The 25730-nt window shown below is 65.6% G+C and carries 21 protein-coding genes and 1 pseudogene; 11 read left to right on the forward strand and 11 right to left on the reverse strand.

Annotated features, from left to right (window positions below; translation table 11 throughout):
- The 4 genes and pseudogenes from DY926_RS00315 to DY926_RS17180 all read right to left on the reverse strand — a co-directional run.
- Nucleotides 1–925 (reverse strand): annotated as a pseudogene (locus DY926_RS00315) (glycosyltransferase); the annotation flags it as partial.
- A 46-nt stretch (nucleotides 926–971) separates the two neighbouring features.
- Complete coding sequence (locus DY926_RS00320) at nucleotides 972–1487, reverse strand: YbaK/EbsC family protein (protein ID WP_116701567.1); 516 nt, start codon at nucleotides 1485–1487, stop codon at nucleotides 972–974.
- Between the two features lie 94 nt (nucleotides 1488–1581).
- Nucleotides 1582–2298, reverse strand: coding sequence for a YoaK family protein (locus tag DY926_RS00325; protein ID WP_116701553.1), 717 nt, complete (start codon nucleotides 2296–2298; stop codon nucleotides 1582–1584).
- Between the two features lie 138 nt (nucleotides 2299–2436).
- On the reverse strand, nucleotides 2437–2574 hold the full coding sequence (locus tag DY926_RS17180) for a hypothetical protein (protein ID WP_158551892.1): 138 nt from the start codon (nucleotides 2572–2574) through the stop codon (nucleotides 2437–2439).
- A gap of 255 nt (nucleotides 2575–2829) precedes the next feature.
- Here DY926_RS17180 and DY926_RS00330 point away from each other — a divergent pair, with 255 nt between their 5' ends.
- From DY926_RS00330 to DY926_RS00345, 4 genes are all read left to right on the forward strand, one after another.
- A complete protein-coding gene (locus tag DY926_RS00330; RefSeq protein ID WP_116701554.1) occupies nucleotides 2830–4179 on the forward strand; it encodes an amidohydrolase family protein in 1350 nt (449 codons plus the stop codon).
- 80 nt (nucleotides 4180–4259) lie between these two features.
- Complete coding sequence (locus tag DY926_RS00335) at nucleotides 4260–5234, forward strand: isopenicillin N synthase family dioxygenase (protein ID WP_116701555.1); 975 nt, start codon at nucleotides 4260–4262, stop codon at nucleotides 5232–5234.
- Nucleotides 5231–5998 (forward strand): alpha/beta fold hydrolase, encoded by a 768-nt coding sequence (locus DY926_RS00340; RefSeq protein ID WP_116701556.1) that lies wholly within the window; start codon nucleotides 5231–5233, stop codon nucleotides 5996–5998. The genes DY926_RS00335 and DY926_RS00340 overlap by 4 nt, the downstream gene beginning before the upstream one ends.
- On the forward strand, nucleotides 5995–7143 hold the full coding sequence (locus DY926_RS00345) for a BMP family ABC transporter substrate-binding protein (RefSeq protein WP_116701557.1): 1149 nt from the start codon (nucleotides 5995–5997) through the stop codon (nucleotides 7141–7143). Before DY926_RS00340 ends, DY926_RS00345 begins: the two co-directional genes overlap by 4 nt.
- 113 nt (nucleotides 7144–7256) lie before the next feature.
- On the opposite strand, the gene DY926_RS16950 is transcribed toward DY926_RS00345, so the two are convergent.
- Together DY926_RS16950 and DY926_RS16955 are read right to left on the reverse strand one after the other, a co-directional pair.
- Nucleotides 7257–7586 (reverse strand): hypothetical protein, encoded by a 330-nt coding sequence (locus DY926_RS16950; protein ID WP_148707722.1) that lies wholly within the window; start codon nucleotides 7584–7586, stop codon nucleotides 7257–7259.
- Nucleotides 7587–7629: 43 nt separating this feature from the next.
- Nucleotides 7630–8391: a hypothetical protein gene (locus tag DY926_RS16955; RefSeq protein ID WP_148707723.1), complete on the reverse strand. Its 762-nt coding sequence runs from the start codon at nucleotides 8389–8391 to the stop codon at nucleotides 7630–7632.
- 520 nt (nucleotides 8392–8911) lie between these two features.
- Between DY926_RS16955 and DY926_RS00355 the strand changes: the two genes are divergently transcribed.
- Nucleotides 8912–9424: an FkbM family methyltransferase gene (locus DY926_RS00355; protein ID WP_116701559.1), complete on the forward strand. Its 513-nt coding sequence runs from the start codon at nucleotides 8912–8914 to the stop codon at nucleotides 9422–9424.
- A gap of 154 nt (nucleotides 9425–9578) precedes the next feature.
- Here DY926_RS00355 and DY926_RS00360 read toward each other — a convergent pair whose 3' ends face one another.
- The 5 genes from DY926_RS00360 to DY926_RS17185 all read right to left on the reverse strand — a co-directional run bounded on the left by DY926_RS00360 (nucleotide 9579) and on the right by DY926_RS17185 (nucleotide 15933).
- Entirely contained in the window at nucleotides 9579–10955 is a 1377-nt protein-coding gene (locus DY926_RS00360) for an amidohydrolase family protein (protein WP_116701560.1), read from the reverse strand.
- 289 nt (nucleotides 10956–11244) lie between these two features.
- Nucleotides 11245–11799 carry a cupin domain-containing protein gene (locus tag DY926_RS00365; protein WP_116701561.1) on the reverse strand — a complete coding sequence of 185 codons (555 nt, stop codon included), beginning with the start codon at nucleotides 11797–11799 and terminating at the stop codon, nucleotides 11245–11247.
- Between the two features lie 26 nt (nucleotides 11800–11825).
- Complete coding sequence (locus tag DY926_RS00370) at nucleotides 11826–12941, reverse strand: PQQ-dependent sugar dehydrogenase (RefSeq protein ID WP_116701562.1); 1116 nt, start codon at nucleotides 12939–12941, stop codon at nucleotides 11826–11828.
- A gap of 47 nt (nucleotides 12942–12988) precedes the next feature.
- Nucleotides 12989–15529, reverse strand: a complete 2541-nt coding sequence (locus DY926_RS00375; RefSeq protein WP_116701568.1) for an HWE histidine kinase domain-containing protein — start codon at nucleotides 15527–15529, stop codon at nucleotides 12989–12991.
- Between the two features lie 260 nt (nucleotides 15530–15789).
- Entirely contained in the window at nucleotides 15790–15933 is a 144-nt protein-coding gene (locus DY926_RS17185) for a hypothetical protein (protein ID WP_158551893.1), read from the reverse strand.
- 302 nt (nucleotides 15934–16235) lie between these two features.
- On the opposite strand from DY926_RS17185, the gene DY926_RS00380 reads away from it, so the two are divergent.
- The 6 genes from DY926_RS00380 to DY926_RS00405 all read left to right on the forward strand — a co-directional run.
- A complete protein-coding gene (locus DY926_RS00380; protein ID WP_116701563.1) occupies nucleotides 16236–18794 on the forward strand; it encodes an EAL domain-containing protein in 2559 nt (852 codons plus the stop codon).
- Nucleotides 18795–18843: 49 nt separating this feature from the next.
- Nucleotides 18844–19947 carry an N-acetylglucosamine-6-phosphate deacetylase gene (locus tag DY926_RS00385; RefSeq protein ID WP_116701564.1) on the forward strand — a complete coding sequence of 368 codons (1104 nt, stop codon included), beginning with the start codon at nucleotides 18844–18846 and terminating at the stop codon, nucleotides 19945–19947.
- Between the two features lie 194 nt (nucleotides 19948–20141).
- The gene (locus DY926_RS00390) at nucleotides 20142–21461 is read left to right on the forward strand and encodes an ATP-dependent DNA helicase (RefSeq protein ID WP_116701569.1); all 1320 of its coding nucleotides are present in this window, start codon (nucleotides 20142–20144) and stop codon (nucleotides 21459–21461) included.
- An 87-nt stretch (nucleotides 21462–21548) separates the two neighbouring features.
- Nucleotides 21549–22997 carry a tetratricopeptide repeat protein gene (locus tag DY926_RS00395; RefSeq protein WP_116701565.1) on the forward strand — a complete coding sequence of 483 codons (1449 nt, stop codon included), beginning with the start codon at nucleotides 21549–21551 and terminating at the stop codon, nucleotides 22995–22997.
- Nucleotides 22998–23227: 230 nt separating this feature from the next.
- The gene (locus DY926_RS00400; RefSeq protein ID WP_116701566.1) at nucleotides 23228–23482 is read left to right on the forward strand and encodes a hypothetical protein; all 255 of its coding nucleotides are present in this window, start codon (nucleotides 23228–23230) and stop codon (nucleotides 23480–23482) included.
- Between the two features lie 20 nt (nucleotides 23483–23502).
- Nucleotides 23503–25730, forward strand: a 2228-nt coding sequence (locus tag DY926_RS00405) for a sensor domain-containing protein (RefSeq protein WP_241502967.1), incomplete at its 3' end; no start/stop codon positions are given.

Genomic DNA, 25730 nt, shown 5'->3' on the forward strand with positions numbered 1-25730 from the left:
GGCGCAGGTCGGGGCGGGCGGTCAGGTAGTGGCCAAAGCCGTCGCGCGCGCGGCCGGTGGCAATGTCGGACTGTACGGCGGGGTCGCGCATGTAGTCCGCCAGATCCAGCGCCGAACACGGCTTGCGCTGTTCATGCACCCCGTCCCGCAGGAAATGGGCATAGCCGTTACGCAGCGCCCCGCTTTCAATCGCGGCCAGCACGTCCGGGTTGACGGCGGCGTAAAACGATTCCGAAAAGAACGGGCCGGGGTCGAACGCCATGGGGGTGGGGTTGCACAGGTAATGGTGCAGCGCGCTGGCAAAGCGGCCCTGCGCCACGTCGTCCTGCACCTCGGGGTAGGTGTCGTGATACCACCCGGCATCGAAATAGGCCGAAAGCCCCTGCCATGGCCGGGCCGCCATGCCGCGCAGCAGGCAGTCCGCATATGGCCGCGCAGCCGCCTCCGCCCCGCCATGGGGCAGGGTGGCGAGATAGGTGGCGGGGTCGAAAAAGCACGACCCGCTGCGCATCTCCCCATCGCCCACGCGCAGGTAATGGTCGTAGCCATTGCGGTAGCCGCCCGCCGCCAGCATGGCCGGGGTAATGTCGGGATAGGCGGCGCGATAGGCGTGCTCGTCAAACAGCCAGTGCGGGCTGTGGGTGTGCAGGCCCGTGGTCAGGTAGTGGTCGAACCCGCTGCGCCATGTGCCCTGCGCCACCTGCCGGGCCACATCGGGGTAGGTGGCGAGGTACCATTCCTCATCAAAGAACGCGTTGGGGGAATGGCGCAGGGCCACGCCGTGTTCGGCATAGAAATCGTGAAGCTGGTCCGTGGGGATGTCCATCAGATCCAGAACCGCCGCGTGGCGGGCGCGGTACCACGCGGGGTCGAAAGCGGTCCATCCGACTGCCGTTTCCGCATTACCCGAGGAAACAGCCATCATGTATCCCTGTCCCTGTCATGTCGGGGGATACAATGGGCGCGAAAGGTTAATTTTTGATTGGCTGCGCCGCGTCGGGCGGGGTGGGAGGTGCCGAGATGTCGGCCACGCGGGCATCGACCACCCTTTGCGCATCCGCCGGGGCCAGGCAGGCCACAAGCCCCTGGTCGCCTGCGTTGATATACACTTTGGGCTGGGCCATGGCGGTGTCCGACAGCACCACGGGCAGTTGCGTCGCCTGGCCGAAGGGGCTGGTGCCGCCGGAGCGGAAGCCGGTCAGTTCAGCCGATTTTTCCGGGCTCATCATCCGCGCGTTGCGCCCGCCGAACAGGGCCGCGACCTTCTTGAAGTTCACCTTGTGGTCGGCCGGCACCACCAGGCAGACCGGGGTCTTGCGGTCCACCTCCACCACCAGTGTCTTGAGCACGCAGGCCGGGTCCACCCCGATGGACGACGCCGCCTGCATGCCGATCAGCCCGCCGCCGGGCGCGTATTCATAATCATGCACCGAAAACGCAACGCCGCTGGCGGCAAGGAATTCGGTGGCCTTCGTCTGTTCCGTCATGCTGCATGCTCCATGTTCCGCCGCCAGCAATAATATGGCACCCGATGCCATTCAAGGGGAACATTCACAACGCACATCCAGCGCGGGCGCGCCCTTACGCACCCTGCCGCGTGCCGCGCACCACGGCGGGCAGCGCCAGCGCGACCAGCAGCCCCCCCATCAGCAGCAGGTCCGCCGTGCCGTAACGCGCCTCAAGCACCATGCCCGCGATCCCGCCAAGGCCAAAGGACAGGATGATCGCCCCGTGCAGCCGCAGGCGTTCGCGCACATTCGTGGCACCCTCCCACCTGTTGCCCGTGCGGCGGTGGTCGAACCACAGCGCCAGTTCCATGCCAAGGTCGGTCAGCATGCCGGTCATGTGCGTGGTCCGCACCCGCGCGCCCGAAAGGTGCGTGACCGTGGCGTTCTGGAACCCCATGAGGAACCCCATGCCGTAAGCCAGCAGTCCCGCGCCACGTCCCGGCGGCATGAGCATGGGCACCACGCCCAGCGCCGCCAGCAGCATGCCCTCCAGCAAGATCGCGCGGGCATGGATGGCGGGGATGCCGCGCCTGTTCCCCGCACTGGCCAGCAGCGTTGCCGCGATGCTGCCCAGCACGAACACGCAGATCACCCCGACAAAGGGCAGGACATCGCGCTCCGTCGTCACCATGTCTATGGCCATGGCGGACAGGTTGCCGGTCATGTTGGCGCAGTAATACCCCGTAACCATGAAGCCGCTGACATTGACCGCCGCCGCCACCGCCGCCAGCGTGCAGCCAAGCCGCAGGTCGGTCCCGATACTGCGCGATGCCCCTTTGTGAACCAGCATATCCCCAGGTTCCGCCTGTGCGGGGCCACATGCCCCCCCGTGTCCGGTTGCCCCGCCCCATGGCGGGGGACGCGATGATGCGATGCCCGTGGCGGCGCATCGCCACGCCCGGCGCATACCGGCTGGCCACCACAGGTGTCATGACATGATGCCACGCGCCCATGGCCCGCGCAACGGCCCGCACCCCGCCCCCTGCCGCGCGGCGGGGGCGGGCGTGATGTAATAAGCCGCCTGCAATCCGGCCTGCGCAACATGACCATAAATATACTTGTGCATATATATGATTTGCATTGGCGGCGTGAATTCCCGATCGCCGCGCGCGAAATGTTATTTATTTGTAATGTGAGGCTTCTTTAAGATATATTTCATGGGGCATGCGTTCCTTTACATATGGACATGCCAGTTTCGTGATGGCATGGTCCGTATCACAACGCCATGGGCCAATCATTACGGGTGATGAATGACCACAGTTCCAGCCACCGCGCGGGGTAAGACCGGCCTGCCAGCCTGCGGGAATGGAACGGCGAAGTAATGATTGACATCCTGCTCCGCAACGCCTGGCTGTATATCGACCGCGGCTGGGAAATTCCCGATGGCTGGATCGCCATAGACGGCGGCCGGGTCCATGCCGTGGGCGGGCCGGAACTGCCCTGCCCACCGGCGCGGCAGGTCATTGACGCGCGCGGGCGGCTGGTCACGCCGGGGCTGGTCAACGCCCACCACCACATGTGGCAGAACCTGACCCGCGCCTATGCCCCGGTCACGCGCAGCAGCCTGTTCACATTGCTGGAAAAGCTGTTCCCCCTATGGGCCATGCTGGATGCCGATGCGGTGTACCTGGCCACCTGCACCGGCATGGTGGAACTGCTGCTGGGCGGCTGCACCACATCCATGGACCAGCTTTACGCCCATCCCGCCCCGGAACTGACCGATGCGCAGTTCCGTGCCGCGCGTGAGGTCGGGCTGCGGTTCTACGCCACGCGCGGCAGCATTACCCGCACGGTGGCCGGGCGTGGTCTCGCCCCCGCCGCCATCGTGCAGGATGAGGACACCGTGCTGGCGGACTGTGAACGCCTGGTCCACCTGCACCACGACCCCCGGCCCGGCGCGATGGGGCGCGTGGCGCTGGGGCCGGCGGCGCTGTATCTTGTCTCCGCGCGGATCATGCGTGAATCCGTCAGCATGGCGGAACGCTACAACCTGCGCCTGCACACCCATCTGGCCGAGGATGTGGATGAGGATGAATACTGCCTCAATGTCCATGGCTGCACGCCCACCGAATATCTGGAGCGCATGGGCTGGGCCACGCCGCGCACATGGCTTGCGCACTACATATACGCCGCCCCGGACGAGATCGACCGTATGGCGCGCGCGGGCGTTGCGGTGGTGCAGTGCCCCGGCGCGGGCATGCTGACCGATGGCGGCGCGGCCGATGCGATGGACCTGCGCGCACGCGGCATGCATGTGGGGGTGGGCAGCAACGGTGCCGCGGCGAATGACAGCGCATCCATGTGGCTGGAAACGCGCAACGCCATGCTGGTGGGGCGTGGCCGCAACGGGCCTGAATCCATGGTCGCGCGTGATGCGCTGGACATGGCCACCCGGGGCAGCGCCGCCTGCCTGGGCTGGGCGGACGAGATCGGCCACCTGTGCCCCGGCGCCTGCGCCGACCTGGTGCTGTGGCACATGAGCGATGTCGCGCTGGCCGGGGCCATGACCGACCCGGTCGAGGCCTGGCTGCGCTGCGGCCCGGCCACGGCGCATACCACTATTGTCAATGGCCGCGTGCTGGTGGAAAACTGTGAACCCCGGCTGACGGGGCTGCCGGACATCCTGCGCGCGCACGCGGCGCAGGCGCGGCGGATACAGCAGTTGCACTGAATGACCGACCACACACCGCGCGCGGCCGCAGGGGGTGGCCCGCGCGGGGCCTATGGATACACAACCGGGGGAAGTAAGGAATGACGGAACAGTCACGCGCCGCGGCATGGCAGGGCCTGCCTGTCATATCGGTGGCGGGCCTGAGCGCGCCATCACGCGCCGCGCGCGGGCAGGTGGGGGCGGCGCTGCATGCCGCCTGCCGCGACATGGGGTTTTTCTACTGCGTGGACCACGGCATACCGGCCGACCTGATCGCGGCGGTGTTCGCGCAGTCACGCGCGTTCTTCGCCCTGCCCGAGGCGGAGAAGGAAGCCCTCAACAAGAACCGCTCCACCTGCAACCGGGGCTACGAGCCGCTGCGTGACCAGACGCTGGAACCCGGCGCGCCGCCCGACCTGAAGGAAGGGTTCTATATCGGCCCCGAAAAACCGGCCGATGACCCCGCCGTGCGGGCAGGGCGCTTCAACCAGGGGCCGAACCAGTGGCCGCGCGACATGCCGGAGTTCCATCGGGTCATGATGGAATACAGCGCCGCCATGACCGAACTGGGCGAGCGGCTGATGCGCGGCATCGCGCTCTCGCTCGGGCTGGACGAGAACTATTTCGCCACCTTCTGCCACGACCCGCTCACCACGCTGCGGCTGCTGCACTACCCGCCCCAGCCCGCCCAGTCCCCGCCGGGGCAGAAGGGCGCAGGCGCGCATACCGATTTTGGCGGCCTGACGCTGCTGTTGCAGGATGATAGCGGCGGCCTGCAGGTCCGCGCGCCCGATGGGACGTGGCTGGACGCCATGCCCATTCCGGGCAGTTTTGTCGTCAACCTGGGGGACATGATCTCGCGCTGGACCAATAACCGCTACCGCTCCACGCTGCACCGGGTCATCAACACCTCGGGGCATGAGCGGTATTCCGTGCCGTTCTTCCACACCGGCAACCCCGACCAGGTGGTGGCCTGCCTGCCGGGCTGCCTCGAGCCGGGGGAAAGCCCGCTCTGGCCACCCGTTACGGTGGAAGACCACCTGCGCACCATGTACGACCGGACCTATGGCCGATGAGCGGCGCTTCAGGTTCAACACCCGTCATCCTGATCCACGGCGCATGGCAGGGAAGCTGGGTCTGGCAGGCCTTTCTGGCCGCATGGGCACGGCGCACCGGCATTGCGGCCCATGCGGTTGACCTGCCGGGCAACGGGGCGGACGGCACGCCCGCGCGGGACGCGACACTTGCGGCCTATGTGGCGCATGTGGTGTCGGTCATGGACACGATCGGCCAGCCGGTAACGCTGGTGGCCCATTCGGGCGGCGGGGTCGTGGCCTCCGCCGTGGCGGAACATGCGCCCGACCGCGTGCGTGGCATCGTCTATCTGGCGGGCATGATGCTGCCCGACGCCATGGGCTTTGGCCAGGTGGTCGAGCAGGTTCTGCCCGAACACCCGCTGGCCACCGGCATCAACCCGTGGCTGGACTGGCCCGAGCCGGGCGTGGTGTCCGTTGTCCCGCCTGAGGCGGCAGTCGCCATCTTCCTGCAAGACTGCCCGCCCGATGTGTCCATTCCCGCATCGCGCAGGCTCACCCCGCAGGGCATTGGCGGGCTGGACCTGCGCGCGCGCCTCACCCCCGGCCGCTTCGGCACGGTGCCACGGCTGTATGTCGAGGCCACGCAGGACCGCTCCGTCATCCTGCCGGTACAGCGCCGCATGCAGGCCCTCGTGCCCGGTGCGCGGGTTGTCAGCATGCCCACCGGCCACGCCCCGCAGGTGGCGGACCCCGAGGGCACGGTGGCGCATGTCCTTTCCTTCGTGCAGGAGGTGGGGGCATGATCCTGCCACGCAGGCGCCTGCTGGCGGGCGCGGGTGCCGCTCTTTCCGCCGGTTTCATGCCACATCCGGGCCGTGCCGCAGGCCCCGCCGGGACCGATGCGATACTCGAGGCCCTGGCCGCCCCCTATGCCAGCATGCCGCCGCTGCCCCCCGTGGCGGAGGAGGACGCGCTGGTGGCCATGGGCTATGTCGGCCCGATCAGCGATGGCGGCTGGACCGAGATGCACCACGTCGCGCTACAGGCGGTGCGCCGGACCTTCCCCCGGCTGCGCACGGTGTATGTGGAAAGCGTGCCCTATTCCGCCGATGCCACCCGCCTGCTGCGTGAATTCGTGGCCGAGGGCGCGCAGATGGTCATGACCGGCGCGGATTACGGTGACTTCCTGACCGATGTGGCCGCCCGCGCGCCGGACACCGCCTTCGTGCAGTGCGATGGCCGGGCCGTGCAGCGCAACGTAAGCTGGTATTACATCGCGCACTGGTATGTCAGCTACGTGATCGGTGTTGCGGCGGGGCTGCTGAGCAAGACGGGCAAGCTGGGCTTCATCGGCGCGTTCCCGCTGCCTTCGGCCTATGCCGGGTCCAATGCGCTGCTCATGGGCGCGCGCACCGTCAACCCCGATGCGACGATGCAGGTCATCACCATCAACGCCTGGTTCGACCCGCAGGCCGCCATCCAGGCCGCCAACGCGCTGGCGGACAAGGGGTGTGACTTCCTGTTCGGCATCATGGACGAGGCAGGCTACCTGCACGTGGCGCAGGAGCGCGGGCTGTGGGCGGCCATGTGGAACAAGGACATCCGCCAGTTCGGGCCGGATGCGTATGTGGCGTCGGTCGTGCTGGATTTTGCGCAGTTCTACATTGCGCAGATCCGCGCGCGGCTGGCGGGCACGTGGCGGCCGGTCCCGCAACTGCTGAAAATGGGCGAGGGCGTGGACCGCGACCCCTGGGGCCGCCGCGTGCCGCAGGAAGTGCGCGACCAGGCGGACGCCGTGCGCACGCGCATCATGAACGGGTGGTCCCCCTTTGTCGGCCCGATGCGCGACCAGCACGGCAACCAGCGCCTTGCCCCGGGCGAGGTGATGAACGACCTCGAACTCTACCACTGGAACTGGGCGCTGGAGGGCGTGAACGGGCTGCCATAGCGCGGCCGCAAGACCACATATGTCCCATGCGCTCACCGCATGGGGCATATGTGCCGTTACATGAAATCGTATCCTGCTGGCCGTGATTGCACGCTGCCTTACGGGGCGTGAGCCTATACTTTCCGGATTGATATTTTACTTATTTTTCCCTGGAAGTGGCCCGTTGTTGAGAGATGAACCTCCATGTTGTGGAGGTCTTCTCCCACCTTGAACCTGAGGCGCGCCGTCCAGTCCAGAAATACCCTGTCATAATCAAAATCTGCTTCAACTATTACGTTGTTTGCAAAATCGCTGGTTACATCGAATCTCATGGTCCCATGAAAGGAATATGGGACGAAATGAACGGATGCCTCATAAAAACCCGTGGCCAGCCGTATATATGGTCCCCACAGGAAATTGCAGTCGCGGGCATTGACATCAAATACATCCCCCGATCGGTTCACGAATTCATCCCGCACACTTATTGAAGGGCTGTGTGACGTGTATTCAAGCGACCTGGGCCTGTAATTTCGACAGGTATGTTATATTTCTCGCGGCGATATCGGCCCGGCTGCAGGCATGTTCCGGCAGGTTGGAAAAAATGACATCCCACTCGGGTTCAAGATCCGGGAAACCGTGTGAATCCTCCGTTACAAAGATGTGGCAGCAGTCCAGATCCCTGATGATGTTTCTGTTGCTCGCCACGAAAATAAAATGGTTTTCCCCTTCAGGAAAAGCCTTGTTGATTGAATCACATAGGTTTTCTACGTCATGCTTTGAAAAGCGCCAGCCAAAATAACCTTTCCGGTAAAGTTCCCAATCAAGGGGGCCAAGGTCGCCATTGCCGAATATGAAATAGCGCTTTGGAACGGAGGCGACTTTCCTGACTTTTTCCAGAAGGTAATTATACTTTGAAACGACGTGCTGTATCCGGTCTTCTTCCGTGCCATCAGGGCAGGCCTGTTCAGGTCCCTCGCCAAGATAGTCGTGCATGAACCAGGTTACGGTATCTTTCAGGTATGTGCACTTCAGACCCCCGTTCTCGATACCAAGGTCTTTACTGGAAATATTTTTCTTTCTTCTTACATATACGTCGAAAAATTTTCCGATATAACGGGGGTCCTGAATGACCCATTTGAAGAATGAAGAACTGATCTTGAAATCAACCCCAAACCTGTTTCCTAAAAAGGAGGCGCATCTATCCAGTTGGAAGCCGTTCAGGCAGGACACTCCAACAGGAACGATTGCGACTTGTTCCGAAATTAACATATTATATACAGTACCTTCGCAATAACCGTCACTTTCATTAGTTGATATATAAAAACTTTCATAAAATCAATTTTTGTTTCTGATGATAGGGAAAGCTGTGGTATAGGCTCAAACAGCAATTTTGCCGTCTATCTGGATGCGGAGTGCCTGACTATGGGCCGCATCGAGTGCGGCCAGAAATTTTCATACCTGTCCTGACCAAAATGCTGTGCAATAATTAAGTTATGATACATAATATATTCTGCACGATAGGAATATATTCAACAATGTCTGGAGTGTGCCCTCCCGAACAGGATATGTTTGAACTTGCGGATTATGTAAGAAACATCATGCGGTACTGCGTCCGCACCGGGTTCTCGGCCATGACAAGGTTCGTATCGGCAGCAAGCACGATGACGGTTATATTTGTGTTGATGACTTCCGTGATCTGGATACGGCGTTTTCATTTGGTATTGAGCAAAACCCGAGCTGGGACATCGCAGTTGCGAACCGTGGCCTGCGGGTTTTCCAGTCTGATCATATGGTGGAAGACCCATGCCCCGATGATGACCGACTGATTTTCAACAAGAAAATGATTTCAGGCGTATCAAGTGATGTATCCGAGAGTCTGGGCTCTCTTATCATGCGATATGACAAAGGGCCTGAGCGCCCGAATATCTTTTTGAAAATAGATATTGAAAACTATGAGTGGCCCGTATTTGAAACGACCAATCCCCGTTTCCTGTCACGCATTGCGCAGATTACCGGGGAGTTTCATGCCTTTGAATGGATGTTCTATCCGGAATGGCGGCGTCAGACCCAGATCGCACTGGAAAACATTACCGATCATTTTGCGCTGGTGCATGTCCATGCCAATAATTATGCGGCATCGACGAATATTGCCAATGTAATTGTGCCGAATGTTTCGGAATTTACATTTGTGAACAGGTCAATGTACAATCTGGAATACAGCGATGAGGTGTTCCCGACACCGCTGGATGCGCCATGTGATCCGCTTGTTCCTGATACTTTCCTGGGTTGTTTCAGGTTCTGATCGGGGCAGGCGTGCTTTCCTGCGCCAGTTCCGCATTTCCATAATGTACTGCCCCGGCCATAAAGCATATATGCCGGGGCAGGAAGCGTGAAGGTAAATGGCTGTATATTGTAAATACATGGCCATTTACCTGAAATAGAGAAATATCTCCGGTTTACGGTGTTTCCGCCCCATGCACCCGCCGTCCGGCCACCCAGACGGTGCGGATGTTGGGGCGGCCCATGTTGCACAGGATCTGCTGGGCAATATCCTCGGCCGTGTGGTCGGGGTCTCCGGCGGGGGGGAGCATGATGTTGCTGCCCGGTGCGGCGCGATCGACCATGATGGCGTCAAACGCCATGCCCGGCGCAAGCTGGCCCGCCGTGATGCCCAGCGCATCGGTGCCGCCGCGTGTGGCGAGCCACAGCCCCTCGGCAAAGGTCAGGCGCGCATCAGTGCGGCCGCGGGTTGCCGCGGGCAGGGCGGGGTCGTTGCCGGTGTCCAGCATGCGCGCGGCGGTGACGGCCATGGCCGCGTTGACCGCCACGGATGGCGAATACCCGCCCGATATGTCCGTGCCCAGCCCCACATGCACACCCGCCTGCCATGCCTGCCGCAGGGGCAGCACCGCCCCGGCAAAATAGGCGTTGGATAACGGGCAGTGCGCAATGGCGGCCCCGCGTGCGTGCACCAGCGCCATGTCCTCGGCGGTCATGAAACATGAATGGGCCAGCACCGTGCCGCGCCGCAGCAGGCCGAAGCGGTCCAGCGCCACGGTGTCGTTCACCCCCATGCGCTGGCGGACGTAATCATGCTCCCAGTCACTTTCCGAACAGTGGGTCTGGATCATGCAGCCTTCCGCCGCCGCCAGCGCGCCAAGGCCGTGCAGCAGCCCGTCGGTGCAGGCGGGAATGAAGCGCGGTGTCACCATAGGGCGCACCAGTGCGTTTTCATTGCCGGGCAGGGCGCGCACGGCATGGATGAAGCGGCTGGACGCGGCCAGCGCCTGCGCGATGGAGGGGTTGCGGTAGTCCGCCGGGCACAGGGCCGGGTCATCCATGGCCACCAGCCCCACATGGGCGCGCAGGCCGTGGCGCAGGCAGATGCGCGCCAGTGTCAGGCTGCTTTCCTCATGTATGGTGGCGAAGAATACGGCGGTGGTGGTGCCGTTGGCCAGCAGGGTGGTGACCATCTGCTCGTAGACCGGGGCGGCGAAGGCCGGGTCGGCAAAGCGGGCCTCGAGCGGGAAGGTGCGCTGCTCCAGCCATTCGCGCAGCGGCAGGTCCAGCGCGCGGCCCATCTGCGGCCATTGCGGGGCATGGACATGCAGGTCGGCAAAGCCGGGCATGAGCAGTTGCGCGGGCGCCAGTTCATGCACCGGCACGCCGCGCCGCGCCGCGTCATCCAGCACGGCCGTGGCGGCGGCGGTGCCTGCGGCATGGCTGGCCACGATCACACCATCCGCCCCCACATGCAGCACCTGGCGCGCCATGGTGACATGCCGGGCGCTGGCGGGATTGAGCACATGCCCGCATATGACGAATTCACCCATCTGGATCGGGACCCCTGATCTGTTGCAGAACCGATCCATTATCGCGCCAATGCGCCAGCCTGTACAGCCCCAAAGCGCGGGCGGGGGCAGGAATGCAGGGCCTTTTCAAAACCTGTTGTAAATACAGCGGAAATCAGGAAATGCAGGTTTTTTCCACAGGGTTATCTTTCCGACTATCCCCGGAATCTGTGGATAAGAGACTGTTTGAAAAGCCAGCCTACGGAACACCCTGTGATCATAGGGACGTTTGGGCGAGGCTTTTTTCAAAAAGCTTCCGCGCCCGGTAGCTCTAACGGTAACGGCAGGGCTGGTTGGCGACGGGCGCATTGGCCGACTGGATGACCATGAGCGTCACCGGCCCGTCACCGATATTGCCCGCGTCATGGCCCTTCCTGCCCCGGTAGGGGCCGGTGCGCATGGGGCGTACGTTCTGGTCCTCGCCAAACAGGATGTCACCGGGGCCCATCTCGACACGGGTGCCGTCCATGGCGCGCACGTACCAGCTCCCCTGCAGGGGGATGATCCATTGCGGTTTCGGGTCGGGGTGCCATGCGCCGTTCCAGTGCGCGGGCTGCACCGTGACCATGATGGTGGCCATCTGTGGCGGCATGGGGTCCTGCCACTGGGGGCCGGCGGGAGGCGACATGCTTTTCAGGAAGAAGTCATGCACCGGGCAGGTCGAGATATGGCTTATGCCCTTATCATCCGTCCATAAATGCCGGTAGAACCGCTGCGGCGCATCCGGCGTGCCCGGCGCGGGGGCCGCAGGCGGTGGCGCGGCCAGTGCGCATGGCGCGAGCGCGGCCAGCAGGCAGGCGGAAAGCAGGGCAGGGCGGATGGGCATGGCGATCCTCCATGGCATGGTATCATTTACGGCGCTGATGGCGCAGCCCCGTAGGTCAGGCGGTAGATCGCGCCGGACTGGTCATCGCTTATCAGCATGCTGCCATCGGGCAGGGGCTGGACATCTACCGGGCGGCCCCATGCGCTCTGGCCCTGACGGAAGCCGCTGACCAGCACGGTGGGCGGCTGTGGCGCGCCATTTGCGCCGAAATGCACCGTCACCACCTGATAGCCCGCAAGCTGGCTACGATTCCATGAGCCGTGTTCGGCAATCATGACATTGCCCCGGTAGGCAGCGGGAAACTGGTTGCCCTGATAGAACCGCAGCCCCAGCGCGGCCACATGCGCGCCCAGCAGCAGGACGGGCGGGGTAAATTCGCTACAGGCATGCAGGTGGCCGAAATGTGGGTCCGGCACGTTGCCCTGATGGCAGTAGGGGTAGCCAAAGGACTGGCCCACCCTGTCCAGCCGGTTCAGTTCATCGGCCGGTACGTCATCGCCCATGTTGTCGCGCCCGTTATCGGTAAACCAGAGCGTGCCGGTGCCCGGCTGCCACGCCAGGCCGACCGAGTTGCGGATGCCGTACGCCACGTCGCGCCGGTCCGTGCCGTCGGGGGCCATGCTGATGATGCGGCCGAATTCATGGCCCACATCACAGATGTTGCATGGCGCGCCGATGGGCACGTACAGCCGGTTATCCGGCCCGAAAGCGATGAATTTCCACGAATGGTCGCCCGGCCTGTACGGCAGGTCCGCCCCCACGGGTTCGGGCCGGGGCGGGGTGTCGAGGTGGTTTTCGATATCACGCAGCACCACGATGCGCGTCATGTCGGACACGTACAGGTCGCCATCATGAAACGCCACGCCCACCGGCAGGTTCAGCCCGTGGGCGATGGTGCTGACCCTGACCGGCCCCGCGCCGCCCACCCCGCGCAGGGCATAGACCCGGCCCGCGCCCATGCTGCCCACGAACACCGTGCCCCGTGCGCCCACCGCCATGGCCCGCGCGCCGGGCACCTGATCGGAGACAAGGCTTATGTGAAAGCCCGGTGGCGTGTGCAGCCGCTCCACCGGCACGGCGGCGTGGCTGGCGGCGGGGGTGGCGCAGGCCAGTAGTGCGCAGGTCAGTAGCTTACGGGCCATTGGCGCGTATGACAGCGGGGCGGGGGAGCATGTCATGCCGCGTGTCCTTACCCGTGGGCGGTGCTGCCCGTGTCGTGGGGGGAGAGCATGCGGCATATCTTCTCCGCCAGCGCCGTTGCGCAGTAGGGCTTGCGTTCCACCGGCACGTCATGCAGCTCGGGGGGGATGAGGGTGCGGTCGGCATAGCCGGTGGCGAAGATGAAGGGCACCCCGCGCTCACGCAGCGCGCGGGCAATGGCGATGGAGTTCTCCCCGCCCAGGTTCACATCCAGTATCGCCACATCCGGCACCCGGTTGCCGATGGCCTTCAGCGCCTCGTAAACCGAGGCCACGGTGCGGACCCTGCCAATGCGGGTTTCCTCTATCGCCTGTTCGGCCTCCATCGCGATCAGGAACTGGTCTTCCACCAGCAGGATATCGGCGTCACGCACTTTCTTCTCCATTGCGGCGGGGGGCGGGGGCATGGCCTCCACCTCCGGCCCGGTATGGGTTGCGGGGGCGATGCTGACATGCCGCCCGGGCAGGTTCAGCGTTACGAACAGGCCCGTGGGGCGGTAATCGACCTGCGTGGTGCCGCCCAGCTCATGCGGGAAACCGCGCCGGATCAGCACGGACCCGAAGCCACGGCGGCTGGAGGGGGTGATCGTGGGGACGCCGGTCTCGCGCCATGTTATGCACCATTCATCGCGCCGGGTGTCATAGGTCCAGTTTATGTCCAGCCGCCCGCGCGTCTGGCGCAGCGCGCCGTACTTGACCGCGTTGGTGGCCAGTTCATGCACCACCAGCGCCAGCACCGATAGCGACTGCCCCGTCAGCCATATGTGCGGGCCGGTGCAGGTTATGAAGGAACGCTCCCGATAGGGGGCAAGTTCAGCATCCAGCAGCGCGCGCAGCAGGCCGCCGCCCTCGCTGCGCACGGCCTGGTCATGGGCCAGCGCCAGCGCGCGTATGCGCCCGCGCAGGCTCTCGACATGCTGCGCGGCGGTGGTGTCGGGCGCCATGGGCTGGCTGACCAGCGACTGCACCACCGACAGGATGTTCTTGACGCGGTGGTTCAGCTCCTCGTTCAGCATGCGCTGGCGCAGGTCGGCCGTAGCGCGCTCGCATAGCTGCAACTGGTGGTAAGCCCCCATCACCTCGATCAGCGCGGAGCGGACAAGGGTTGCCGCCTCCACTTCCTCCGCCGCCCATGGCAGGCTCTCGCGCGTGACTTCCTGCGTCCAGATCTCGATATTGGTGCGGGGGCCGAAATACCCGTCCTCCACCGTGGCGGGGGCGGTGACATGGGGGGCCACGCCCCATTTCAGGGTGCGGACCACCTCGCGGCGGAACACCAGCAGGTAATCCCCCGGCTGGGACGAGATCGGCACGATCATCATGCCCGCCGCCTGCGCCACGTAGCGCGCGGCGTCGGGTATGAAGGTGCTGATGCGGCAGGTGTGCCAGATCTGGGTGCCCGCCTGCGTGCGCGCCAGTTCCAGCAGGCTGTCCATGGCGTCGGCCGGGGGGTGGGCGCCGCTATAGGTCCACCGCCCGCCCACCCACAGTGCCGCGCCATCGCACTGCACGAAGGTCAGCATCTCCTTCAGGTGGCCCATCAGGTAGGCGGGCATGTCCGCCACCGGGGCCGCGCCCTTGAGGAAGGTCTCGATCAGCGCATGGGTCTGGCGCGTCATGGCCAGCCGCTTGGTGCGCAGCAGGTTCGTGATCTGGAGTGACAGGAACTCCCCGAACATGCGCGCGACGATGCGCTCGTTCATGTTCAGCACGCGCGCGCTGTAGTGGTGGCACGCGATCATGCCCCACAGCGTCCCGTCCACCATGAGCGAGACCGAAAGCGAGGCCTGCACCCCCATGCCGCCCAGGTATTCGCAGTGGCTGGGCGCGACCTGGCGCAGGTGGGTGTGCGACAGGTCGGGCGCCGCCATGCCGGGCGGCGAGACGAGCGGCACGGGCCTTGCCCTGATGTCACATATCGCGCGGATGAGGTTGGTGCTGTACAGCTTGCGCGCGGGCGGCGGCATGTCACTGGCGGGGAAGTGCTGGCCAAGGAAGCTTTCAAGGTCGGGGCCGTGGTGTTCGGCCTCCACCTTGCCCGAGCCATCGGTCGCGAAACGGTACAGCATGACCCGGTCGTACCGCAGCACCCCCGCGAACAGCCGGACCACGGTGCGGAAAAGCTGCCCGAATTCCGAAATCTCGCGGATGCGGTCGATCATGGTGCGCAGCAGCGACAGGTAGGCCCCGTCGCTGCCCGTGCCCACGGTGTCCTCCCACTCCAGCATGATCTCGCCCGCGGCGGTGTGGATGGCCACGTCATAGCAGCCGCCCGCGGGCAGGTCCTGCCCGAACACCAGGGCGGGCCTGCGATGGGCCTCGCGGTGGGTGGCAAGGGCGTTGCGGATGTTGTGCGTGGCCTCCCGGCCGATCACCTCGCGCAGGCTCATCCCGACCGCAAGGTCGGGCACGCCCAGATGGGCGGGCGCGTTGGCCGACCAGCGCAGCACGCGTTCCAGCCGCCCGTCACAGGCCAGCAGCCACCCATGGGGCTGTATCCCTTCGTCCCCCGCCGGCGCGCTGCCGGGCATGTCATCCCTGCCTATCATACGGTCCTGTCATACGGTTACGGCGGTCTCCCATGGGGGCGCGGGCCGCCTGCCGGCACTGCGGGCGATACGACCGTGTTGTCTGGATGAACTGGCATAACGGCTCCTGCATGCGGAACAGGCGGGGTGGTATCCACCGCCGCAGGGACTGCCCGGCGCCCCATGCGGGCAGGGGGCGCTGGCCACCCGGACATGAAGCGGGGTTAACATACCGTCAGTCAGCAGGCGGGTTCCGTTCACGTTTACGTGGGTGGTTCTTCGTCACGATCATAGAAAAAGTCCAGAACCCAGATGGCAAGCCGCATGACCGCCCATATGCACAGGCATAACACAATGGCGTTACGGGTCACGATGGCGGTCTGCCACAAAATGTCATATCCGGTCATCGGCGCTCCATTCCGCTATCTTTCCGGTGTGAGCGGGGCGGCCAGTATGCCGGGTAAAGGCGCGGTGTCACAATACATATCGTTGCGCAGCCGGACAGGGGGCGGGCCGCGCGGGGTGGCATACATGTATCATCCGTACAATAATTTTGGCCATATACAGCCCCTATACCGTTTGTTAATAGGAATCGACCTATCCAGTTCCATACTGGCCATTTTGAATACGGTGATTGCAGGCGTTTATTGCGAAAGCAGCATACAGTCCCGTGTCCTGTGTTGCGCAATACCCGGAGTCCTACAGTCAGATGCCCCGTGATGTGATGAATGACGCACAGATAACGGTCCTGCCTGCACTGGAACAGACCATCCTGGCGGTGGTCATTATTGATGAATGCAACATCATTACCTTCTTCAACCGCGCGGCGGAAAACCTGTGGCGCTGTACCCGGCAGGAGGTGATCGGCCGCAACGTGAACGTGCTGGTGCCGCGCAGCATCCGCGCCTCGCACGATGAACTGGTCAACCACAACCGCGTATCGGGCACCAACCGCATTGTCGGCACCAGCCGCGAGGTGCAGGTCGAACGCTTTGACGGCACCAGCCTATGGGCCAGCCTGTCGCTCTCGCGCATTTCGGTGGGGGGCAAGATCGGGTACATGGCGCTGGTGCGTGACATCTCGCAGGAAGTGAACGACCGCGAGCAGATCCGCCTGCTCTCCCTCGTCGCGCGCGAGACCGACCGTGGCGTGGCCATTCTGGACCCGGATTTCCACATAATCTACGTCAACCGCGCCTTCAGCGACCTGTTCGGCTTCGGGGTCGAGCAGGTGACGGGGCACGGGCTTTCCGTCATCCTGACCGGCAGCACCACGGATATCGACGTACTGAACCGCCTGCATGAAAGCGCGCGCACCGCGCGGGGCTGCGTGATGGAAATCCGCGTGCGCCACGCCAGCGGGCGCGACATATGGGTATCCGCCGCGATCAACCCGGTGCTGGGCCGCGATGGCGAGATCGAGAACATCGTGGTGGTGCTGACCGACATTACCGAGCAGTATTTCCTCGACAGCCTGCAACGCGACACGCTGGCCGCGATTTCAAGCGACCTTGGCCTGCATGAGGTGATGGACTTCATCTGCCGCCGCATCGAACAGCACGTGCCCGACATCATGGCCGCCATTTACCTGACGCGTGAGGACGGGCGGCTGCAATGCGTGGGCCATGCCGGGCTGCCGCTGCCGCTGGTTGAACTGTACGACGGCCTGCCGGTCGGCCCCGACGCCGCGTGCTCGGCGCAGGCCGCCAGCACCGGCATGACCGCGCAAAGCCCCGACATCGCCACCGCGCCGCACTGGGACGGGCTGCGTGACGCAACGCTGCGCCATGGCATAAAGGCCGCCGTGGCGACGCCCATCATCATGCGCGACAGCCGGGTTGCGGGCGTGTTCACCTGTTATTCACGCACCGGCGCGATGCCGGACGCCGCCTGCCAGAAGGCCGTGGCCACGAGCCTGCACCTGTGTACGCTGGCCATCGAGCGGCACGAGGCGGAGGAGCATATCAGCCGCCTGTCCGATTTTGACATGCTGACCGGCCTGCCCAACACGCGCTGGCTGCGCCAGAACCTGCCACGGCTCATGCGCCGCCCCGGGCGCGGGCACCTGATGCTGGTTGTGGTGGGGATGGACGGGTTCAAGCACATCAATGACCTGTTCGGCCATACGGCGGGTGACGGGCTGATCGCGCATATCAGCAGCACGCTGCGTGAACTGATCGGCACGGACGACATGCTGGTGCGCAGCGGCGGCGACCAGTTCACCATCGTGACCAGTGGGGAGCAGCAGCATGCCTCCACCCTTGGCGCGGCCATCCTGCGTGCGTTCGAGACCCCGGCCAGCGTGGGCGACGTGCGCGTCAACCTGTCCGCCAGCCTTGGCATAGCCGTCCACCCCGAAAACGGGGAGGACGGGGAGACCCTGCTCAAGAACGCCGAAAGTGCGATGTTCCAGGCCAAGGCCGATGGCGGCGGGCGGTGCAGCTTCTTCAGCCAGAGCATGAACCAGCAGGCCAGTGACCGGCTGATCCTGGCCGCCGCCCTGCGTGAGGCGATTGCAGGCAACCGCCTGCGCCTGTTCTACCAGCCGCAGGTCGATGCCCGCACCGGCCGCCTGTATGGTGTCGAGGCCCTGTCGCGCTGGACGGATGCGACGCTGGGCTTCGTCTCGCCCGCGCGGTTCATTGCCGTGGCGGAGGAAACCGGCCAGATCGAGGCCATTGGCAAATGGTCGCTGCGCGTGGCGTGCGAGCAGATGGCCCGGTGGATCAGGGACGGGGTGGACGTGCCGATCGTGTCGGTCAACCTCTCGCCCCTGCATTTCCGGGATGCGGCGCTGCCCGGCTTCGTGGCCGGACTGCTGGAGGAAACCGGCGTGCCGCCGGGCCGCCTGACCATCGAGATTACCGAAAGCACCATGATCGACGACTACCAGCGCACCATCCATATGGTCCAGACGCTGCGTGACATGGGGGTTGGCATGTCGATGGATGATTTCGGCACCGGCTTTTCCAGCCTGTCCAGCCTTGCGGGCCTGCCTGTGAACGAAATGAAGATCGACCGCAGCTTCCTGCAGGGACTGGAAAGCATGGCGAAGGTACGCGCCGTGGTCATGGCGGCGGTGCGGATCGGCCAGAGCCTTGGCATGACCGTGGTGGCCGAAGGCGTCGAGCACGAGGAACAGCGCCGCCTGCTGGCGGAAATGGACTGTGACGTGCTGCAGGGTTACATGTTCTCCAAACCCCTGCCGCCCGATGAACTGGCCAAGTGGCTTGCCGCCTACCGGCCCGTCGGTCTGGTGGCGTCCTGACCCCCCGCGTGGCGGCGTGCGCGCCGCGTCGGCACCGGAATGTAACCGCGTGAATATTGATGGCCATATCGTCCTGCCCGACCGGATCATGCCCGGCAGCCTTGCCTTTGGCAGCCTGATTGGCGGGGTCACCCCCGGCAGCGGCGTGCCGGAGCGCTACATCCTGCCCGGTTTCATTGACGGGCACGTGCATGGCGGTGATGGGGCGGACACCATGGATGGCCCGGACGCGATCCGCCACATGGCGCGCTTTCACATGGCGCACGGCACCACTACGCTGCTGCCCACCACCATTACCGCCCCGTGGGATGATGTCATGGCCGCGCTGCATGCCGTAGCCGCGGTCATGCGCGAAGGGGGCGGGGCTGGCCCGGACATTGCCGGCGCGCATCTGGAGGGGCCGTTCATAAGCCCGCACCGCCTTGGCGCACAGCCGCCATTCGCCCTGCTTCCCACGCCCGCGCGGGTGGAGGCGGCCATCAGCACCGGTGCGGTGCGTGTGGTGACGCTGGCGCCCGAGATCGAACACGCCGACAGCGCCATCGACCGTTTCGTGCAGGCGGGGATACGGGTCAGCATCGGCCATACGCTGGCGGACCATGACCAGACGGAGCGCACCCTGTGCCGCGTGTGCGGGGCAGGGGGCAGCCTGGGGGGCACGCACCTGTTCAACGCCATGCCCGGCATTACCGCGCGCGCCCCCGGCCCGGCCACGGCGCTCATGTGCAGCGATGCCGCCTGTGCCGAGATGGTGTTCGACACCCACCACGTCCACCCCGCGCTGTTCCGCCTTGCGCACCGCATGATGGGGGGGCGGCTGGTATTCGTGACCGACGCCATGCGCGCGGCGGGCGCGGGCGATGGCCCGAGCGAACTGGGCGGGCAGGCCGTTATGGTGGCCGATGGCGTGGCCCGCCTGCCTGATGGCACGCTGGCGGGCAGCGTGCTGACGCTGGACGTGGCGCTGCGTAACGCGGTGGCGGCGGGGGCGTCGCTTCCGCAGGCGGCGGGGCTGGTCAGCACGCATGCCGCCCGGTGGCTGGGGCTGCATGACCGTGGCGCGCTGCTGCCGGGGCGGCGGGCGGATTTTGTGGTGATGGGCCGGGATCTGGACGTGCGCGAGGTCTGGGTTGGCGGGGTGCGGCGCGCCTGACCCGACCTAAATGACTGACTTAAAATAACAAAAGTTTTTGGGTGCCGCCTTTTTTCAAAAAGGCGACGTTGCCTGACCCGCCTTGAAAAACCGTTACCGGAAACTTCTTTCTGGCCGCCGCCCGTCCCGCGTCCTATGACTGGCCCATCCGCCACATGGAAGCCCGCCCACCCCATGCCTTACGCCGCGCCCCGATGTCCCGCACCGTCCTGACCGCGTGCCAGGAGCGTGCGCTGGGTGAGATACTGGCCGCGCGCGGGGTCTCGGCCACGCACCTGCTGACCGGCTATGCGGGCACGGGCAAGACCACGCTCATGCGCGAGGTCGCGCGCGCGCTGCGCCGGGGCGGGGCGGAAGTGGTGTTCACCGCCGCCACGCACAAGGCGACTGCCGTGCTGCGCGCGCGGGTGGGCAGTTTCGCGCCGTGCCGCACCATCCACAACGTCCTCTCGCTCCAGCCCGGCGCGCGGGAAGGGCGCGAGGTGCTGCAACGCGCCGACCGGCCCGAACCGATCACGGCCGATGTCATCATCATTGACGAATGTAGCATGGTCGGCTCCGAACTCATGCGCTGGGTGCGTGAACTGGTGCCCGACCGTTTCGTGCTGTTTGTGGGCGACCCCGCGCAGCTTCCCCCGGTGGGCGAGGCAATCAGCCCGTCATTCGCCATCCGCTCGGCCTCGCACCTCAGCACCGTGGTCAGGCAGGCCGCCGATAACCCGCTGGTCGCCGCCGCCACCACCATACGCGAAAGCCAGGGCGGCCCGCTGGACTGGTCGTGGTGCCGGGCCAGCCACCACAACGGCGCGGGGCTGTTCGTGCCGCGCACGCCGCAGGCATGGATGCAGCGCGCCTTTACATCGGACGAATTCCGCGCCGACAGCGATGCCTTCCGTTACCTGTGCTGGACCAATGCGCGGGTCGAGGCGGTAAACCGCATGGTGCGCCAGTGGGTGCATGGCGGCGACACGCCCACGCCGTTCGTGGCGGGTGAGCGGGTGATCGTGCGCGCCCCGGTCATGGATGCCGAAGGGCGGCGCGTGCTGATCGCCACCAATGAGGAAGCCGAGATAGCCGACATCCGCCCCGCCATGCTGCGCCATGCCTTTCCCGCCACGTCCAAGGTGGGGGGGTGGCGTACGGAACTGCCGGTGCATGACGTGGTGCTGCGTACCTTGGCGGGGGAGGAAGCGGCCGTGCCCATCCTGCGCCCCGGCGCGGACATGGGCGCGGTGGAGCGCAGGCTCCGGCGCGAGGCGGCGCAGGACCGCGCGCGCTGGCAGCACCGCTTCGTGTTCCGCCGTGGCATCGGGCAGTTGCAGGCGGTCTATGCCATGACCGTGCATACCGCGCAGGGCAGCACGTTCGGCCGCGTGTTCGTGGATGTGGGCGACATCACCCGCCGTGCCGCGACCAGCGTGCTGGAAACGCAGCAGCTCCTGTATGTCGCGGCCACGCGCCCCGCCCATGCCATGATCCTGACCGGCCTGCCGGGCCATGGGCAGGAAAAGTGATGTAGGTTATGGCCCTGTACCCGCCCGGCGTGGTCTAATGGCGCACCGGGTTTTTCCGGTTCTGGCAGATAACAGGTTTCCCACGTCATGGCGCATGCTGCACTTCCCCCCACATCCCCCCCGGCGCGCGATCACGCCCAGCCCGCGGGAAGTGGCGAGGCGCTCCAGCTTGCAGGCAGGCTTGAAGAGGCGGCCGAGGCCTACCGCGCAGCCCTGGCCCACACCCCCGATGATGCCCGCACCCTGAGCAACTACGCCGGGGTCATGACCGCGCTGGGGCATTTCGAGCAGGCGTACGAACTCGTCTCACGCGCGCTGGTGCTGGACCCCACCCTGACCGACGGGTGGTGCAACCTTGGCAACGCGCTGCTCCAGCTCCAGCGTTATGACGATGCCATAGCCGCCTACCGCAAATGCCTGGAGCGCAACCCCGAACACGCGCTGGCCATAAGCAACATGGGGGTGGCGCTGGACAGGCGGGGCGAGCATGAGCTGGCATGGAAGTTCCACGCCGCCGCCTCCCGCCTCACGCCCGAGAACGAACAGACCCGCACCAATTACGCCCTGTCGCTGCTGGCGGCGGGGGATTACCTGAACGGGTTCAGGGAATATGAGTGGCGCTGGACCACCCACAGCTCCAACGCCTATGGCATGGACGTGCCGCAGTGGAAGGGCGAGAACTTCGAGGGCCGGACCCTGCTCATCCACACCGAGGGCGGGTTCGGGGACATGATCCAGTTCGCCCGCTTCATCCCGCAGGCCGCGGCACGTGGGGGGCGGACCATCGTGCGTGTGCGCCGCCCGCTGCTGGCGCTGCTGGGCCGCTCCTTTCCCGAGCAGACCTTCATTACCGAGGATGACCCCATCCCCCCGCACGACCTGCAATGCCCGGTGCTCAGCCTGCCCTTCGCGCTGGGCACCACGGTTGCGACCATACCGGGGGCGGCGGGCTACCTCGTGCCCGACCCGGAGAAGGTGGCGTGGTGGCGCGAGCGCGTGGCGGCCGACCAGCCGGTGGCCAAGGGGGGCAGGCGGCCGCTGCGTATCGGGCTGGTCTGGGCGGGCGCGCCCCACCCCGAGGTCCGCGCCGCCGAGCAGGCCAACCGCCGCCGCTCCACCACGCTGGACACCTTCGCCCCGCTGGGCCGCGTGGTGTCGGGCAGCGTGTTCTACAGCCTGCAGGTCGGGCCGGACGGCGTGCAGGCCCGCACCCCGCCCGCCGGGATGAAGCTGATCGACCATACCGACCTGCTGCATGACTTCAGCGATACGGCGGCCCTGATCTGCGCGCTGGACCTGGTGGTGGCGGTGGATACGTCCACCGCGCATGTGGCGGCGGGGCTGGGGCGGCCGGTATGGATGCTGTCGCGCTACGACCAGTGCTGGCGCTGGATCACGGGGCGCACGGACTCACCATGGTATGACAGCCTGCGCATCTACCGTCAGGACCGGCCGCTGGACTGGTCCGGCCCGATACGCCGCATCCGCGCGGCGCTGAAGGTGTTCGCCCGCGCGCAGCGCGCCGGTGGGGCGTGAGCGGCGGATCACGGCCTCTTGTCCCGCCGGGGGGAAACGGGCGGGCTGCACGTGGCGTTCAGGGGGAAGGGGGCATGATGGCCGGTAATGGACCGGGGCGTGCTGTAATATTCCGGTGCCATAATGTTCCGGGTGCGTGGCTATTATTAATCTAATGTTAAATGATCTTAAATATATACAATGTCATGACCGACGGCATGTAATATGGTTAGAATGTGATCAGGTAAGCCATGTCACGATCATGCGGTTTTGATGTAAGCGGTGGTGCGTCGGCGCACGGAGCGCCCGCGCACGGTTCCGCCAGCGGCCCCGCCGTGGTGGAACGCACGACCATTATGGAGCGCCCTGGCCCTGTCGAGAGCAAAAGCAGCCCATACCATCGCGCACGCCGCCCGGGCCGTGATACCGGGGCTGGCATGATTACGCGCGCCCCCATGGCCATGACCGGCATGGCCCGGCCCGCGCCCCGGCCCCGCATGCGGTGAGACGACGCCCGGAAAACACCATGAAAGACCGTACGCAGATGCGCGAGCCGACCGCCCTTACCACCGACATCCTGCTGCCCGCGCTACAGCAGGCCGTCGATGCCCTGGTGATCTTTGATGAACATGACAGGATCGTGTTCTACAATGATGCCGCCGAGGCGCTGTGGGGCCTGCCGCGGGACGACATCATGGGCCGCGACGTGACCTGCCTGATCCCGCTGTGCATGCGCCATGAGGGCGAACGCCCCGCCATGGGGGATGTGACCGGGGATGCACTTCCCGTGCGGGAGGTCGCGTTCACCCGCCCCGATGGCGAGCATGTGTGTGGCGAACTGACCCTGTCGCGCGTGCGGCTGGGGGGCAGGGGCCAGACCTACCACGTAGCCGTGGTAAAGAACATGACCGAGGAAATGCGCCGCACCGGCATCCTGAGCCTTCAGGCCGAGGTGATCCATGCGCTGACCCGTGACATGGCGCTGGACGATGTGGGGCACCTGATCTGCCGCAAGGTGGAATCCTTCCTGCCCGGCAGTGCGGCGGCCCTCATGTTCGTGGATGGGGAACATGCGCGCTGGCAGGTGATCGCCACGCCGTCGCTGCCGCCGCGCATACGCGACGCGCTGCGCAACACCGCCCCCACGCCTGCCGACCGTGACATGCTGGCCACTACCCCGTCCCATGCCGGGCGGCTGGCGTGGGACAACTGCCGCTCCATATGCCGCTCGCTGGGGCTGCACACATGCTATGCCACGCCGGTACACGGGCCGGACAGGCAGATGGTGGGCATTTTTGCGGTGTACCTGCGTGACGACAGCCGCTTTGGCGCATGGCCGCAGCGGCTGGTGGGGGCGTGCGCGCCGTTCTGCGCGCTGGCGCTGGAGCGGCAGGCCACGCGCGCGCAGATCAGGCAGCTTGCGCGGCACGATACGCTGACCGGCCTGCTCAACCGCACGGCGCTGCACCAGGTCCTGACCGACATGATCGCGCAGGCGGCCAACAGCCACTTTGCCGTGTTCATGATCGACATCAACCGCTTCCGCGACATCAACGACACGCTGGGCTACGCCGTGGCCGACCGCTGCCTGGTCGAGATCGCGCAGCGCCTGCGCATGACCGCGCCCGAAGGCTGCACCATCAGCCGCTCGGGCGGGGATGAGTTCGTGGTCGTCGCCCCTGAATGCACGGGCGATCAGGTGCCCGCCCTGGCCCGCACGCTGCTGGCTGCCGTGGGCCAGCAGTTCCATATCGACCACAACCGCCTGACGCTGACCGCCAGCATGGGCATAAGCACCTTCCCGCGCAACGGGCCGGACAGTGAATCCCTGCTGGGCCATGCCGATACCGCCATGCGGCTGGCGCGCAGGGACCGGCGCGGCGGTTTCCGCATGGCGGGCGGCGCGCGCGACCACATGGCGCAGGACCGGCTGGTGCTGGGGGCGGCGCTGCGCGATTCACTGGCCCACGGGCTGCTGCATCTGCATTACCAGCCGCAGGTGCGCACCGGCACGCTGGAACTGTCCGGGGTGGAGGCGCTGGCGCGCTGGCACCACCCCCGGCTGGGTGACATCTTTCCCACCCGCTTCATTGCCGTGGCGGAGGAAACCGGGCAGGTCGAGGCCATCGGCCACTGGGCGCTGGCCGAGGCATGCCGCCAGATGGCCCGGTGGGACCACGCGGGCGTGCATGTGCCGGCCATTGCGGTGAACCTGTCGGCCATGCATTTCCGCAACCGGGGCCTGCCTGCCACCATCGCCGCACTGCTGGAGGCGCATGGCCTCACCCCCGCGCGGCTGACGGTGGAAATTACCGAAAGCGTGATGATGGAATGCTGCACCGACACGATGGACGTGCTGCACGCCATCCGCAAGCTGGGCTGCGGGCTGTCCATGGATGATTTCGGCACGGGCTATTCCTCGCTCTCGCGGCTGACGCAACTGCCGCTGACCGAGATCAAGATGGACCGCAGCTTCATCACCAACCTCGAGCACGACCCCAACGAGCGCGCGGTGGCTACGGCAGTGATCGAGATCGGGCGGCGGCTGGGCATGACGGTCGTGACCGAAGGGGTCGAGACCCTGCGCCAGTGCGCCCTGCTGGAAGAACTGGGCTGCGACGTGATGCAGGGCTACCTGTTTGGCGAGGCACTGACCGCCAGCGCCATGGCGCGCTGGGTGCGCCACGGCGGGGCGACCGCCGCGCGCCGCATGGTCCCCCCGCCCGGCCACGCGCCGGACCGGGGGGCGAACGG

Origin of the sequence: Komagataeibacter melaceti (genome assembly GCF_003403295.1) — a bacterium.
GTDB lineage: Bacteria > Pseudomonadota > Alphaproteobacteria > Acetobacterales > Acetobacteraceae > Komagataeibacter > Komagataeibacter melaceti.

Coding starts and splice junctions, on each gene's coding strand:
- DY926_RS00360 (WP_116701560.1), bottom strand. CDS start 10,955: ATGGGTGAATTCGTCATATGCGGGCATGTGCTCAATCCCGCCAGCGCC.
- DY926_RS00375 (WP_116701568.1), bottom strand. CDS start 15,529: ATGCCCGGCAGCGCGCCGGCGGGGGACGAAGGGATACAGCCCCATGGG.
- DY926_RS00335 (WP_116701555.1), top strand. CDS start 4,260: ATGACGGAACAGTCACGCGCCGCGGCATGGCAGGGCCTGCCTGTCATA.
- DY926_RS00365 (WP_116701561.1), bottom strand. CDS start 11,799: ATGCCCATCCGCCCTGCCCTGCTTTCCGCCTGCCTGCTGGCCGCGCTC.
- DY926_RS00370 (WP_116701562.1), bottom strand. CDS start 12,941: ATGGCCCGTAAGCTACTGACCTGCGCACTACTGGCCTGCGCCACCCCC.
- DY926_RS00390 (WP_116701569.1), top strand. CDS start 20,142: ATGTCCCGCACCGTCCTGACCGCGTGCCAGGAGCGTGCGCTGGGTGAG.
- DY926_RS00355 (WP_116701559.1), top strand. CDS start 8,912: ATGGTGGAAGACCCATGCCCCGATGATGACCGACTGATTTTCAACAAG.
- DY926_RS00340 (WP_116701556.1), top strand. CDS start 5,231: ATGAGCGGCGCTTCAGGTTCAACACCCGTCATCCTGATCCACGGCGCA.
- DY926_RS17180 (WP_158551892.1), bottom strand. CDS start 2,574: ATGCACAAGTATATTTATGGTCATGTTGCGCAGGCCGGATTGCAGGCG.
- DY926_RS00400 (WP_116701566.1), top strand. CDS start 23,228: ATGTCACGATCATGCGGTTTTGATGTAAGCGGTGGTGCGTCGGCGCAC.
- DY926_RS17185 (WP_158551893.1), bottom strand. CDS start 15,933: ATGACCGGATATGACATTTTGTGGCAGACCGCCATCGTGACCCGTAAC.
- DY926_RS16955 (WP_148707723.1), bottom strand. CDS start 8,391: ATGTTAATTTCGGAACAAGTCGCAATCGTTCCTGTTGGAGTGTCCTGC.
- DY926_RS00345 (WP_116701557.1), top strand. CDS start 5,995: ATGATCCTGCCACGCAGGCGCCTGCTGGCGGGCGCGGGTGCCGCTCTT.
- DY926_RS00395 (WP_116701565.1), top strand. CDS start 21,549: ATGGCGCATGCTGCACTTCCCCCCACATCCCCCCCGGCGCGCGATCAC.
- DY926_RS00320 (WP_116701567.1), bottom strand. CDS start 1,487: ATGACGGAACAGACGAAGGCCACCGAATTCCTTGCCGCCAGCGGCGTT.
- DY926_RS00330 (WP_116701554.1), top strand. CDS start 2,830: ATGATTGACATCCTGCTCCGCAACGCCTGGCTGTATATCGACCGCGGC.
- DY926_RS00325 (WP_116701553.1), bottom strand. CDS start 2,298: ATGCTGGTTCACAAAGGGGCATCGCGCAGTATCGGGACCGACCTGCGG.
- DY926_RS00380 (WP_116701563.1), top strand. CDS start 16,236: ATGCCCCGTGATGTGATGAATGACGCACAGATAACGGTCCTGCCTGCA.